This window comes from Frondihabitans cladoniiphilus, assembly GCF_039544345.1.
In the GTDB taxonomy this organism is placed as follows: domain Bacteria; phylum Actinomycetota; class Actinomycetes; order Actinomycetales; family Microbacteriaceae; genus Frondihabitans; species Frondihabitans cladoniiphilus.
Genome location: NZ_BAABLM010000002.1, coordinates 265,379 through 279,433, shown reverse-complemented (window position 1 = coordinate 279,433; position 14,055 = coordinate 265,379). Strand labels below are relative to the sequence as shown.

Annotated in this window: 8 protein-coding genes and 1 tRNA gene; 7 read left to right on the top strand and 2 right to left on the bottom strand. The window is 69.5% G+C overall.

Features of this window, described 5'->3' with window-relative positions; translation table 11 throughout:
• Positions 1-70 precede the first annotated feature (70 nt).
• Both nudC and ABEA39_RS06315 read left to right on the top strand, forming a co-directional pair.
• Entirely contained in the window at positions 71-1,108 is a 1,038-nt protein-coding gene (gene nudC / locus ABEA39_RS06320; RefSeq protein WP_345374481.1) for an NAD(+) diphosphatase, read from the top strand.
• A gap of 32 nt (positions 1,109-1,140) precedes the next feature.
• Positions 1,141-2,865: an ATP-dependent helicase gene (locus tag ABEA39_RS06315; protein WP_345374479.1), complete on the top strand. Its 1,725-nt coding sequence runs from the start codon at positions 1,141-1,143 to the stop codon at positions 2,863-2,865.
• An 831-nt stretch (positions 2,866-3,696) separates the two neighbouring features.
• Here the strand turns inward: ABEA39_RS06315 and ABEA39_RS06310 are convergent.
• Positions 3,697-5,061: a zinc-dependent metalloprotease gene (locus tag ABEA39_RS06310; protein ID WP_345374477.1), complete on the bottom strand. Its 1,365-nt coding sequence runs from the start codon at positions 5,059-5,061 to the stop codon at positions 3,697-3,699.
• Between the two features lie 187 nt (positions 5,062-5,248).
• Between ABEA39_RS06310 and ABEA39_RS06305 the strand changes: the two genes are divergently transcribed.
• The 4 genes from ABEA39_RS06305 to ABEA39_RS06290 all read left to right on the top strand — a co-directional run bounded on the left by ABEA39_RS06305 (position 5,249) and on the right by ABEA39_RS06290 (position 10,772).
• Complete coding sequence (locus ABEA39_RS06305; protein ID WP_345374475.1) at positions 5,249-6,376, top strand: YlbL family protein; 1,128 nt, start codon at positions 5,249-5,251, stop codon at positions 6,374-6,376.
• 132 nt (positions 6,377-6,508) lie between these two features.
• On the top strand, positions 6,509-9,481 hold the full coding sequence (locus ABEA39_RS06300) for a UPF0182 family membrane protein (protein ID WP_425556930.1): 2,973 nt from the start codon (positions 6,509-6,511) through the stop codon (positions 9,479-9,481).
• Positions 9,482-9,562: 81 nt separating this feature from the next.
• Positions 9,563-9,636: transfer RNA gene (locus tag ABEA39_RS06295), tRNA-Met, on the top strand.
• A 278-nt stretch (positions 9,637-9,914) separates the two neighbouring features.
• A complete protein-coding gene (locus ABEA39_RS06290) occupies positions 9,915-10,772 on the top strand; it encodes a carbon-nitrogen hydrolase family protein (RefSeq protein ID WP_345374473.1) in 858 nt (285 codons plus the stop codon).
• A 307-nt stretch (positions 10,773-11,079) separates the two neighbouring features.
• Here ABEA39_RS06290 and ABEA39_RS06285 read toward each other — a convergent pair whose 3' ends face one another.
• Positions 11,080-12,285 carry an aminotransferase class I/II-fold pyridoxal phosphate-dependent enzyme gene (locus ABEA39_RS06285; RefSeq protein ID WP_345374471.1) on the bottom strand — a complete coding sequence of 402 codons (1,206 nt, stop codon included), beginning with the start codon at positions 12,283-12,285 and terminating at the stop codon, positions 11,080-11,082.
• A gap of 168 nt (positions 12,286-12,453) precedes the next feature.
• On the opposite strand from ABEA39_RS06285, the gene ABEA39_RS06280 reads away from it, so the two are divergent.
• On the top strand, positions 12,454-14,040 hold the full coding sequence (locus tag ABEA39_RS06280; RefSeq protein WP_345374469.1) for a S1C family serine protease: 1,587 nt from the start codon (positions 12,454-12,456) through the stop codon (positions 14,038-14,040).
• Positions 14,041-14,055 lie beyond the last annotated feature (15 nt).

The window sequence follows — 14,055 nt, the reverse complement described above, 5'->3', positions numbered from 1 at the left end:
CGGCTCCTGTCGTTCGCCACACCCCGAATGGGCCGAAAACGACGGTTACTTGAACATGATTGGTGCGCGCATGTCGACAACTCCTTCGACCGGTCGGAACGATGCGCAGGGTCGAGGCAGCGACGAGTCGTCCTTCTCCGCACACCTTCCGCTCTCCCGCCACGAGGTCGACCGCGACTACCTGACGCGCGACCGGCCCGATGTCTTCGTGGAGCTCCTCGCCGACCCGGCCACGCGCATCCTGCCGGTCTGGAAGGGCCGTGCCCTTCTGGCGCCCGGCGCCTCCGCCCCCGAGACCGACGGTTTCGGTGCCACCGGTTCGGCCGACGGTGCGAAGTCGTCGCTCGCCCTCCTCGCCCCGAGCGAGGTCCCGGGGGATGCCCTGCTCATCTACCTGGGCCGGTCGCTCGCCGACGACGCCCCCGAGCCGATCGGCACTCCGCTCGTGGCCGCCGTCCTGAGCGACGAGCAGGCCTCGGCCGTGGCCGACGCCGAGCAGTGGGGCAACCTGCGCATGTTCGCGACCGACCTCAGCGCCCGCGACGCCGGCCTCGCCACCGAGGCCATCGCGATCGCCAACTGGCACGCCTCGCACCGCTTCTCGCCCCGCACCGGGCGTCCGCTCGTGTCGTCGAAGGGCGGCTGGGTCCTGGTCGACTCCGAAGACGGCCACGAGATCTTCCCGCGCACCGACCCGGCGATCATCGTCGGCGTGACCGACGCCGACGACCGGCTCCTGCTCGGCTCCAACGCCCTCTGGGAGAAGAACCGCTTCTCCCTGTTGGCCGGGTTCGTCGAGCCGGGCGAGTCGCTCGAACAGGCCGTCGAACGCGAGATCTTCGAGGAGAGCGGCGTCCGGGTCACGAACGCCACCTACCTCGGATCCCAGCCGTGGCCCTTCCCCGCCTCGCTGATGCTCGGCTTCCGGGCGACGGTCGACGTGGCGAACCCCGGCAGTCTCGAGCCCGACGGCGCCGAGATCATCGACCTCCGCTGGTTCACCCGCGACGAGCTGGCGTCCGCCGGCGACTCGGTCATCCTCCCCGGTCGCTCGTCTATCGCGCGCGCGATCATCGAAGACTGGTACGGCGGTGAGATCGACGACTGAGGCGTCGCGCTCCCTCCGCTCGGGGCGCTGAGATGGAAGCCGCCGACCTGATCGCCGGTCTCGACGACCAGCAGCGCCTCGCGGCCGAGACGCTCCTCGGGCCGGTCTGCCTCCTCGCCGGCGCGGGCACCGGCAAGACCCGGGCGATCACGCACCGCATCGCCTACGGAGTGGCCACCGGCGTGTACGCCCCGAACCGCGTCATGGCGCTCACCTTCACCTCCCGGGCCGCCGCCGAACTCCGCGGCCGTCTGCGGCAGCTCGGCGCCGGGGGAGTGGCGGCGCGGACCTTCCACGCGGCCGCCCTCTCGCAGCTCGCCTACTTCTGGCCGCAGACCATGGGCGGCACCATGCCGCGCCTCCTCGACGGCAAGGCCAAGCTCCTCGCGCACGCCTCCGAGACCTTGCGCCTCCGCCTCGACACCGCCAGCCTCCGCGACCTCTCGGCCGAGATCGAATGGCGGAAGGTCTCGCGGCTCACCATGGAGGAGTACGCGGCCGCCCTGCCGAAGCGCGGTCTGCCTCAGAACGTCACCCCCGAGCAGGCGCTCGACCTGCACCAGGCCTACGAGGACCTGAAGGATGCACGGCGGCAGCTCGACTTCGAAGACGTCCTGCTCGCCACCGCCGGCATGCTCGAACTGGAGCCGCGCGTCGCGCAGCAGGTGCGCGAGCAGTACCGCTTCTTCGTCGTCGACGAGTACCAGGACGTCTCGCCTCTCCAGCAGGATCTCCTCGAGCTCTGGCTCGGAGACCGCAACGACGTCTGCGTGGTCGGCGACGCCAGCCAGACCATCTACTCGTTCGCCGGCGCCTCGGCCGACTTCCTCCTCGGCTTCGGCTCGCGCTACGACGAGGCGACCGTGCTGCGGCTGGAGCAGAACTACCGATCCGCGCGACCCATCGTCGAGACGGCCAATGAGCTCATGCGCGGCCGGCCCGGGGCGCTGCACCTGAGCCCGGTGGCCGAGGCCCAGGGCCCGGCGCCGCAGGTCACCGATCACCTCACCGACGTGTCGGAGGCTCGCGCCGTCGCGGAGTCCATCGCCGAGGAGATCCGACAGGGCGCGGCACCCGAATCCATCGCCGTGCTCTTCCGGGTCAACGTGCAGGCGGCGAATCTCGAGCGGGCCCTCGCCGACCTGGGGATCCAGACTCGGCTCCACGGCGGGGCCCGCTTCTTCGACCTCCGCGAGGTCAAGCAGGCTCTGATGATGCTCAAGGGGGCGGCGGTCAGCATCGTGGGCGAGCCCCTCTTCAAGACGGTCAGCGACGTCCTCCGCTCGCTGGGATGGTCGCAGGAGCCGCCCGAGCAGCGCGGTGCAGTGCGCGACAAATGGGAGTCGCTCAACGCTCTGATGGGTCTGGCCGAGGGATCGCCGGAGGGCACCACCCTCCGCCAGTTCGTCGACGAGCTCTTCGCCCGGCAGGCCGGCCAGCACGAACCGACCATGGCGGCCGTGACGCTGGCCACGCTGCACTCCGCCAAAGGGCTCGAGTGGCGCAGCGTCTACGTCGTCGGCCTGAGCGAGGGCTACCTTCCGATCAGCTACGCCACCACCTTCGAGGCGGTCGACGAGGAGCGTCGGCTGTTGTACGTCGGGATCACCCGCGCACGAGAGCGCCTCCAGCTGTCGTGGAGCCACGCCGGACAGGGGTTCGGCGGGTCGTCGCGCGGGGGCGAGCGTCGCCCGAGCCGGTTCCTGGAAGAGCTGCGCATCCGCACGCCGGATGCAGTCGGCTCGTCGATCGGCTGACCGCCCCCGTCGCTCCGTCGATCGTCTCGATGACCGCGTCGTCGACGCCGTCGGGATCGCGATCGGCAGTGAGGTGAGAGAGGACGCGGCGCGCGGCTCGCACCGCGATCTCCCGGGCCTCCACGAGCCCGGGCTCGGGGCCTCGCCGCCCCCAGAGCTGGCCTGCGATCACGCCCCAGCAGGTCTCGACCTCCGAGCGGTAGAGATCGAGGCATCGCGAGCAGGCTGTGACCCCCGGCACGACGAAGGGGCCCACCCTCGTCGACCGGTCGCCCGAGACGACGGTGAGATGCGAGACGTCGCGTCGCAGCCAGGCCGACGTCACCTCCGGGTCGTGGACATGGTGGGTGAAGGAGACGCCCAAGTGGCAGGGCGGCGCCGTCACCACGGAGACCGCATCGACCCGCACGACTCCGACCCCGGAATCCGCCAGGAGCAGGTGGGTCTCCTCGGCCATGCGATTGTCGCCGGCGAGTGCCACCGCGACGGCGCGCGGAGGGGTCGAGGGGACCAGAGCCGGTTCGAGGCGGTCGACGAGGGCCTGGGCATCCCCCTGGGGCCAGCCTGCTCGGGTGGCCAGAGCGGCGACGCCCTCTCGGCCGTGCCCGGCCGAGACGAGGGAGAGGAATCGTTCGTCGCGCACCGTGAGGCCGTCGAGGACGACGACGGGATGGTCGACGCCGATCTGCAGGGTGCTCGGGTCGCGCCAGACGAGGGGGAGGCGGGGGTCCAGTCGGATGCTCATCCCGGGAGTGTGCCCGATGTCGCCGTTCGACGGCGCGCGTTCTCCACAGGCCGTGAGGCCTCTCCACAGGGGCCCGCGACGGGGTCTCAGGCCTCCGGTTCGCTCGCGGTGCCGTCGCCCGCCTCGCGGGGACGGTCGTCGCGGGTGTCGTTCAACAGGTCCTCGATCGCGCGGTCGACGTCGTCGAGAGCCGGCTCCTTCGACGTGAGCCGGGCGATCAGGGCCTGCGGGTCGTCGATGTCGTCGGACGTGGGGACGATGTCCGGGTGGGCCCAGAGCGAGTCGCGGAGCTCGCCGCCGGTCGCCTCGGTCACGGCCTGCCACATGGCCGCCGCCTCGCGGAGTCGGCGGGGACGAAGCTCGAGGCCGACGAGGGTCGCGAACGCCGACTCGGCGGGCCCGCCCGACGCGCGCCGCCGGCGGACCGTCTCGGCGATGGCACCCGACTTCGGCAGACGCTCGGTGGCCTGGGCCGTCACGACGTCGACCCAGCCCTCGATCAGTGCGAGGGTCGTCTCGAGACGCCCGAGAGCGGCCAGTTGCTCGTCGGTCTTCGGCGGGATGAGCGCGCCGCTCTGCATGGCGTCGCGCAACTGCTCGGGGTTGGCCGGATCGAAGTCCGCGGCCAGCTCTTCGAGACGGGAGGTGTCGATCGAGATGCCCTGGGCGAACTCGCGGATCGACGAGATGAGGTGGAGGCGCAGCCAGCGAGCGTGCCGGAAGAGTCGGGCGTGGGCGAGCTCACGGACCGCCAGGTAGAGCTGCACCTGGTCGGCGTCGACGTCGAGGCCCTCGCCGAACGCGGTGACGTTCTGCGGGATGAGAGCCGCCTGCTGCTCGTCGAGAAGGGGGATGCCCACATCACCGCCCGAGACCACCTCGGTGGACAACTGGCCGACGACCTGGCCGAGCTGCATGGCGAAGAGGGCGCCGCCGACGCTGCGCATGACCTGGCTCGCGCCCTGGAGCATGCCCTGCATCTCTTCGGGAGCCTGCTCGCCGAGGACCTTGGTGAGGGAGTCGGCGATGCTGTCGGCCACGGGCTCGGCCAGCTGACTCCAGACCGGCATGGTGGCGCGGGCCCACTCGGCCCGGGTCATGACGCGGGGTTCGACGGTCAGTTCGGCCACGTAGGCGACCTCGTCGAGCCACAGTGCTGCGACGTGGAAGGCCTGCTCGAGACCACTGACCTGCGCCGGCGTCGCTTCGATCGCCGACGAGTTGCCGATGGCCGTCGCCTGATCGGCGGCGAGGGACCAGTCGATGCCGTCTCCGCTGCTGTTCACGGCGGCCTGCAACTGGCTCATGAGCCTCGCCATGAAGGCGGGGTCGTTGGGCAGGCCGGCGGCGCCGACCAGCTTCGACGGGTCGATCTCGGAGTTGCCGGACAGGAACTGCCGCAGCATGTCGCGGAACTCGTCCTCCGGCCCCGGCTGCGAATCTTCAGACATGGCAATTAGGCTAGCCGGTGGCCACTCCGACAGTCTGGGATTCACCCCGTTCCGAGGTTTCGGCACTGCGCCCAGGGCGAACACTCCCCGGCGCCGTGCATCCGGCCCGGAGCCGTGCATCCGGCCCTGAGAAAACGCAGCGAGGCGCCCCCGTCTCACCTCCCGAGCCCGCCCCGAAAGGACCCCGTTGAGCTTCTTCGCCGTGCCCGAGGCGCCGACACCGCCCGCGAAGAAGCGCCGCGGCTGGATCGGCCTCGCCCTCCTGGCGGCGGCTCTCGTGATCGGCGTCGTCCTCTCGCTCCTCCCCGCGCCGTACCTCATCGAGCAACCCGGGCCGGTCTTCAACACCCTCGGCACGAATCCGTACGACGGCAAGCAGACGCCGCTCATCACGGTCTCCGGCCACCCGACCTATCCCACGTCCGGCAGCCTCGACCTCCTGACGGTGAGCGTCGTCGGCAACCAGACCCAGCGCCCGAACTGGCTCGAGATCGTCAGCGCCTTCTTCAGCCCGAGCAAGGCCGTGATCCCGATCTCGGAGATCTACCCGACCGGCGTCTCGAACAAGCAGGTCGAGCAGCAGAACACCACCGACATGGAGCAGAGCCAGAAGTCGGCGGTCACCGCGGCCCTCGCCCACGAGGGCTTCAAGGTGGGCACGAAGATCATCGTGAGCGCCGTCGAGAAGGGCAGCCCCGCTTCGGGACGACTCGACGAGGGCGACCAGATCGTCAGCATCAACGGCACGAATCTGACCCAGAACAGCGACGTCGACACCCTCCGCGCCCTCGTGACGAAGAACGGCAGCGCCGAGGCGACCATCGTGGTGGACCGCAAGAACGCAGGAGGCACGGGAACGACGCTCGAGACGGTCGAAGTCGCTCCGCAGCTGCTCCAGGGGTCGTACCTCCTCGGCATCGGCGCCTCCGTCTCCTACACGTTCCCCTTCAGCGTCACCCTGAAGCTCGCCGACGTCGGAGGCCCGAGCGCCGGCCAGATGTTCGCCCTCGGGGTCATCGACAAGACGACGCCCGGGTCGCTCAACGGCGGCAAGTCCGTCGCCGGCACCGGAACGATCACGGCCGACGGCACGATCGGCGCGATCGGCGGCATCCGACAGAAGATGTACGGCGCCCGGGAGGCGGGGGCGACGGTGTTCCTCGCTCCGGCGAGCAACTGCGACGAGGTGGTGGGCCACATCCCCTCGGGCCTCTCGGTCTACGCGGTCACGACGCTGGACGAGTCCGTCACGGTGCTCGACACCGTCGCCTCCAAGGGCGACACGTCCGCACTGCCGACCTGCTCGACGAAGTGACTCGCGGCCGTTCGTAGAGGGCACGTTCGGCGTCTCCAAGGGTTCTCCACAGGCTCGCTCCGAGAGCGCGGACCGCGCAGGTCGGACGCATAGGATGGCGGTTCCACCTCTCCCCGAGCCAGGAGCATCCTCTTGACTTCCTCTGCATCCGCAGCAGCAGCCGGGCCCCAGCGCTCGGGGTCGGCTCGCCGATCCCCGCGCACGCCCATCCTCATCACCATCGGCATCCTCGCCGTCCTGGTGATCCTGTTCTTCATCTTCGCCAGCCTGGCGACCGACTTCCTCTGGTACCAGCAGCTGGGCTTCACGAAGGTGATCATGACCCAGTGGGTCGCCGGCACGTCGCTCTTCTTCATCGGCTTCCTCGGCATGGCCGTACCCGTCTACGTCAGCATCGACGTCGCCTTCCGGTTCCGGCCGGTCTACGCCAAGCTCAACTCGCAACTCGACCGCTACCAGCAGGTCATCGAGCCCCTTCGCAAGACGGTCATGTTCGGCATCCCGATCGTGCTCGGGCTCTTCGGGGGCATTGCCGCCTCCAGCCACTGGCAGATGGTCCTCGAGTTCCTCAACCGCACCCCGTTCGGCAAGACCGACCCGCAGTTCCACCTCGACATCGGGTTCTACGTCTTCTCGCTGCCCTTCTACCAGGGCATCGTCGGGTTTGCATCCGCCGTCGTGCTGCTGTCGGCGTTGGCAGCTCTGGCGACGAGCTACCTCTACGGGGCCCTCCGCTTCGCGGGCCGTCAGATCGGCATCACCCGCGTCGCACGGATCCAGATCGCGGTCACCGCCGCGGTGTATCTCGCGCTGCAAGCCATCAGCCTCTGGCTCGACCAGTACGCCACGCTCACCGACGGGGCCAACAAACTGCTCGTCGGCGCCACCTACACCGACGTGGTGGCGGGCATCCCCGCCAAGCAGATCCTGGCCTACGCCGCCGCCGTCGTCGCCATCCTCTTCATCGTGACCAGCATCATCGGCCGCTGGCGGGTCCCGATCATCGGCACGGCGCTGCTCATCATCATCAGCCTGCTGATCGGCGCGATCTACCCGTGGATCGTCCAGCGGTTCACGGTCGACCCTTCGGTGAAGAGCATCGAGTCGAGCTACATCCAACGCAACATCGACGCCACCCGAGACGCCTACGGGGTCTCGGGCGTCAAGGAGAGCACCTACAAGGCCAAGTCGACGGCGACGGCCGGCGCCCTGGCGAGCGACGCCGTCACGACGGAGAACATCCGGATCATCGACCCGGCCCTCGTCACCGACGCGTTCGCCCAGCTCCAGCAGTACAAGCAGTACTACTCGTTCCCGGACCAGCTCGACGTCGACCGCTACACGATCGACGGCAAGGTGCAGGACGTCGTGATCGCCGTCCGCGAGCTCGACCAGCAGGGCCTCGGCGCCTCGAACACCGAATACAACTCCACGTTCGTGTACACACACGGCTACGGCGTCGTCGCGGCGTACGGCAATCAGCGCTCGGCCGACGGTCAGCCCGTCTTCCTCGAGTCGGGAATCCCGGCCACCGGGGCCCTGGGTACCTCGTCGACGTTCCAGCCGCGCATCTACTTCGGCGAGAACAGCCCGCAGTACTCCATCGTCGGCGGAAATGGCCTCAACAAGGTCGAGCTCGACTACCCGTCCGGCAACGACGACGACGGCAACGGCAACGCCACGACCACCTACACCGGCAACGGCGGCCCGAAGCTCGACAACGCCTTCACGAAGCTCATCTACGCGATCAAGTTCCAGTCGCAGCAGATCTTCCTGTCGAGCGCCGTCAACTCCAAGTCGCAGATCCTCTACGACCGCAGTCCGTCCGACCGCGTGAAGAAGGTCGCGCCGTATCTGACCATCGACAGCAACCCGTACCCGGCCGTGGTCGACGGCCACGTGGTCTGGATCGTCGAGGGATACACGACGTCGAATCAGTATCCGTACTCCGCCGAGCAGAGCCTGTCGCAGTCGATCGCCGACACGTACACGCAGGCCCCGGCCTACGCGACGGATCAGATCAACTACATCCGCAACTCCGTGAAGGCCACGGTCGACGCCTACTCGGGCAAGGTCACCCTCTACGCCTGGGACAAGACCGACCCCGTCCTCAAGACCTGGCAGAAGATCTTCCCCTCCACGGTGAAGCCGATGGCGGACATGAGCGGCACGCTGCTCAGCCACGTCCGCTACCCGGAGGACCTGTTCAAGTTGCAGCGGAAGGTGCTCGGCACCTACCACGTCACCGACGCCGGGTCCTTCTACAACGGCGACGACGCGTGGACCACGCCGAACGAGCCCACGAAGACCGGCGACGCCGATCTGCAGCCGCCGTATTACCTGACCATGAAACTGCCCGGGCAGGATCCCGCGTTCCAGTTGTACTCGACCTATATCCCGCAACAGACGGGCCAGTCGAACCCTCGGAACGTGCTGACCGGCTACCTCGCGGCCAACTCGGACGCCGGCGACACCAAGGGCAAGATCTCCTCGTCCTACGGCAAGCTGACGTTGCTGGCGTTGCCCAAGACCGACAACGTGCCGGGCCCCGGACAGGTACAGGCGAACTTCAACTCCGATACGACGGTCGCGTCCGAGCTCTCGCTGCTCTCGCGAGGAGACACGACCATCGAGCGGGGCAACCTGCTCACGCTTCCGGTCGGCGGAGGGTTCCTCTACGTCCAGCCGATCTACGTGAAGTCGACGTCGAACACCTCGTACCCGATCCTCCAGCGCATCCTGGTCTCGTTCGGTGACAAGATCGCGTTCGAGAGCACCCTCAAGGGGGCGCTCGACGACATCTTCGGCGGCGACTCCGGCGCTCAGACGGGCGACGCCGACCTGGGCACGACAACGCCGACCACGGGCAGCGGGAGCGGTAGCACGGGCAGCAGCGGCTCAGGCAGCACTGACACGGGCGGCTCGACCGGTACCGGTACCGGCACCGGCGCGACGAACCCGGCGCTCCAGACGGCCCTGGCGCAGGCGCAGCAGGCGCTGAGCGACAGGACGGCCGCCTACGCCAAGAACGATCTCGTGGCCGCCGCCCAGGCCGACGCGAACCTGCAGAAGGCGCTCGAGGCGGCCGTGGCCGCTTCGAAGTAGTCGGCGAGGCCGCCTCCGGAGCGCCGGAGGCGGCCTCGATTGGCGCCGTGCTGATCCCCGTGATAGAGTCACTTCTTGTGCCGCGGGGTGGAGCAGTTCGGTAGCTCGCTGGGCTCATAACCCAGAGGTCGTAGGTTCAAATCCTGCCCCCGCAACAAATGCATTAGGCCTGTCCTTCCTTTGGACAGGCCTTTTCGCATTTCTCGCGTGCTTGTCTGGCGCCTCTCGGCGCGCGCGCCGGGGGCGCTGAGGCTTCGCTTCGCTCGCCGGAACGGGGGAACGCGAGAACGCGGGAAGGCGAGAACGCCGGAACGCCGGGACGCCGGAACGGGAAAACGCGAGAACGCGAAACCGCGGGAACCCGGGATCGACGACGACAGGGGAGGGGCCCGTGGGCAGCAGCGGCGCGCTCGCCAGGAACTACAGTGGCGGCATGGAAGACACGCTCGCCATCGCCGTCGCACAATTCGCCCCCACAGGCGATGCGGAAGCCAACCTCGAGACGATCACCGAGCTGGCCGAGCGGGCCTCACGACGCGGGGCGCGCATCCTCGTCGCTCCCGAGTACTCGTCCTTCTTCGAGAAGGAGATCGGCCCCGCTTACCTCGACGGGGCGCAGCCGCTCGACGGCCCCTTCGTACAGGGGCTCGGACGCCTCGCCGCCCGTCTCGGTCTGTTCGTCGTCGCCGGCTTGGTGGAGACCCGCTCGGCCACGCACTTCTCGAACACCCTCGTCGCCCTCGCGCCCTCGGGCGAACTCGTCGCGACCTACCGCAAGCTGCACCTCTACGACGCGTTCGGCGGCAACGAGTCCGACTGGATCGTCCCCGGCGAGATCGACGAGCCGGAGACGTTCACGGTCGACGGCTTCACGGTCGGCCTCCAGACCTGTTACGACGTCCGGTTTCCCGAAGTGACGAGGATGCTCGTGGATGCCGGGGCGGAGATCGTCCTGATCCCGTCCGAGTGGGTCCGCGGCCCGCTCAAAGAGCACCACTGGAGGACGCTCGTCACGGCCCGCGCACTCGAGAACACGATCTACGTCGCGGCCGCCGACCACGTGCCGCCGGTGGGCGTCGGCAACAGCATGGTCGTCGACCCGTCCGGCGTCGAGATCGCCACCATCGGCGACGAGGTGGGCATCGCCGTCGCCGAGGTGAGTCGGGCACGGCTGGAGGCGGTTCGCACAGTCAACCCTGCGCTGACACTGCGTCGGTTCCACGTGGCCGCCGGAGCACCGACCGTGAGCGCCGACGGGGCGCAGGCCCGCGAAACGGTCGAGTCGCTCTAGCTGTACTGAGCCATCAGGTTGGTGACACTCGCGCAGCGGGCGGCGAGCTGCGGGCGTGCGGCACAGCCCCTCGCGTGCGGCTCAGGATCCGCGCCGCGGACGAGAGTTTTCGCCGCTTGCGGGGGTGCAGTGGGGGATCGGAGGCGCCAGCGCGGGGCGTGTGGCACAGCCCCTCGCGTGCGGCTCAGGATCGGCGCCGCGGACGAGAGTTTTCGCCGCTTGCGAGGGTGCAGCGAGGGATCGGAGGAGCCGGCGCGGAGCATGCGGCACTCGCCCGAAGCATCACCGACCTCACGGCCGGGTACGTCTAGAGGCCCGGTCGGAGAGCCGCCAGCTGCGCCGACGCTCGCTCGAGCACGTCGACCCGCTTGCAGAATGCGAACCGCACCAGCGACGAGTACTCGGCGGCGAGATCGGCGTGGCAGAACGCGCTGATCGGCACCCCGACCACTCCGGCGAGCGACGGCAGGCGGCGACACAGCTCGGCGGCGTCGTCGAAGCCGAGGCCCCGGGCATCCGCCACGACGAAGTACGAGCCCTGGGGGCGCGAGACGGGCAGGCCCGCTGCGACCAGCCCCGCGCTCAACAGATCGCGCTTGTGCTGCAGCGTCGCAGCGATCCCCTCGAAGTAGCTGTCGGGCAGCCCGAGCCCCACGGCGATGGCCGGCTGGAAGGGGGCGCCGTTCACGAAGGTCAAGAACTGCTTCACCGCGAGGATGCGCTCGACCAGCGCCGCCGGACCGGAGAGCCAGCCGATCTTCCAGCCGGTGGTGGAGAACGTCTTGCCCCCGCTCGAGACCGTGATGGTGCGATCGGCCGCACCGGGCAGAGTGCTGATCGGGTGGTGGGCGACGCCGTCGAAGATCAGGTGCTCGTAGACCTCGTCGGAGACGATGAGCGCGTCGTGCTGGTGCGCCAACTCGACGATGAGGGACTTCGTCGCCTCGTCGAGGACTGTGCCGGTCGGATTGTGCGGGTCGTTCAGCAGGATGATGCGGGTCCGGTCGGTGACGGCGCGTCGCAGCTCGTCGTGGCCGACTCGGAAGTCGGGCCCGCGCAGGGGGACGGTGACGTGCTGGCCCCGCGAGAGCCCGATGACAGCGCCGTAGGAGTCGTAGAACGGTTCGAGGGTGACCACCTCGTCGCCCGCGTCGACGAGGGCGAGGAGCGTCGCGGCGAGTGCCTCGGTCGCGCCGGCCGTGACCAGGACTTCGAGCGACGGGTCCAGTTCGATGCCGTAGAAGCGCTTCTGGTGCGCGGCGACGGCTTCGAGCAGGACCGGCAGGCCGCGGCCCGGCGGGTACTGGTTCACCCCGTCGGTGATCGCCTGACGCGCGGCCTCGAGGACCTCTTCCGGGCCGTCCTCGTCCGGGAAACCCTGTCCGAGGTTGATCGCCCCGGTCCGGTTCGCCAGCGCCGACATCTCGGCGAAGATGGTGGGCGCCAGGCGGCCCTCGGCATCGAGGAGCATGGCGCCGCGGGCAGCGCGCTCCCAGGGGGCAAGGGACGACATGGGGCCTCGTTCGAGATGGGGGATGTGCATCCCACCGTAGCCCGCTTCACGGCGCCTCCTCACGAGGCCCGCTTATGATGACAGCCTGGCCCTGGCCGCCGTTCGTCGGCGTCCGGCCGAACGACCCGTCGCACCTGCGGGCCGCCCGCACGAGAGGAGCCTTCGCGCATGAACGAGACCCCTGAGCCGAACGGCACCCCCGACGATCACGAGGATGCCCTGGCCGACCGGTCCCGTCGGGGCGACGACTCCGTTCCTGCCGCCGAGGCCCCCGTCGCGTCGGGCCCGACTGCGCCCCCGCTCCCAGGCACCACCCCCGAACCCCTCTCCGCCATGCGCCAGGCCGATCTGCCGGCTCCGACCGGGGCCCACCGGGCTCCCGCCTCGCTCGACCACGCCGCCTACGCCGGCAGCCACTCCGCCGCCTACGCCGACCTCTCGGCCCAGGCCGCGAACGATCCCGTCGTGGGGGCGAACGCCGACTACCTCGGGGGCGCGAACGGGGCGGCATCCGCCTACGGGAGCACCGGTGTCGAGGCCGGCGCACCCGCTGCGAAGACCCGAGGCCGCGGCATCGGCGCCTTCGTCGGGGTGGCCGTCGTCGCCGCGATCATCGGTGGTCTCGTCGCGACCGGCGGCTACGCGCTCCTCGGCTCGCGGTCGACGTCGGAGACCGGCACCTCGACCTCGCTGACGGTGAACGACTACAAGGACGCCACCATCGTCACCGCGGTCGCTGCGAAGGCGACTCCGTCGGTCGTCACCATCAACGTCGTCTCCGGCAGCTCGGCGGGTACCGGATCGGGCGTCATCCTGTCGAGCGACGGCTACATCGTCACCAACACGCACGTCGTGACCCTCGACGGGGCGAGCGCCACCGGCACGATCGCCGTCACGCTGGCCAACGGCCACATCTACACCGGGAAGGTGGTCGGACTCGACCCCCTCGTCGACCTCGCCGTCGTCAAGATCTCGGCGACGGGCCTCCAGCCGATCACCTTCGGCGACTCGTCGAAGATCAACGTCGGCGCCACCGCTGTCGCCATCGGCGCGCCGCTCGGACTGTCGAACACGGTGACCGACGGGATCATCTCGACGCTCAATCGGAGCATCACGGTCGCCTCGTCGGCCGTGCCCGACTCGAGCTCGACGGCGGGCGGCTCCACCGGAGGGTCGTCCAACAACGGCCAGGGCCCGTTCAGCTTCGACAACGGCACCGGCAGCACCAGCACTGCGGCCACGAACATCTCCCTCCCGGTGGTCCAGACGGACGCCTCGATCAACCCCGGCAACTCGGGCGGTGCCCTGCTCGACTCCAAAGGGCACCTGATCGGCATCAACGTGGCCATCGCGTCCGCGCCCTCGAGCAGCTCGTCGGGCGGCTCGGCCGGAAGCATCGGCGTCGGTTTCGCGGTGCCGTCCAACCTCGTCGACCGCGTGGCCAAGAGCATCATGGCGAGCGGCTCGGCCACCCACGGCCTGCTCGGGGCCTCGATCGACGACGCGACCAGCGACAGCTCCGCCACGCAGACCGGCGCTCTCATCAAGTCGCTGGTCTCCGGCGGGGCCGCCGAGAAGGCGGGCTTGCGCGCCGGCGACGTCGTGACGAAGGTGGACGGCAACGGAGTCACCGACGCGACCGACCTGACCGCCCAGATCCGCACCCTCGCGGGTGGGGCCACGGCGCAGGTGACCTTCATCCGGGACGGCTCGACCAAGACGGCCGACGTCGTCCTCGGTACCCTCAAGGGCTGACCCCGCCTGCTGATA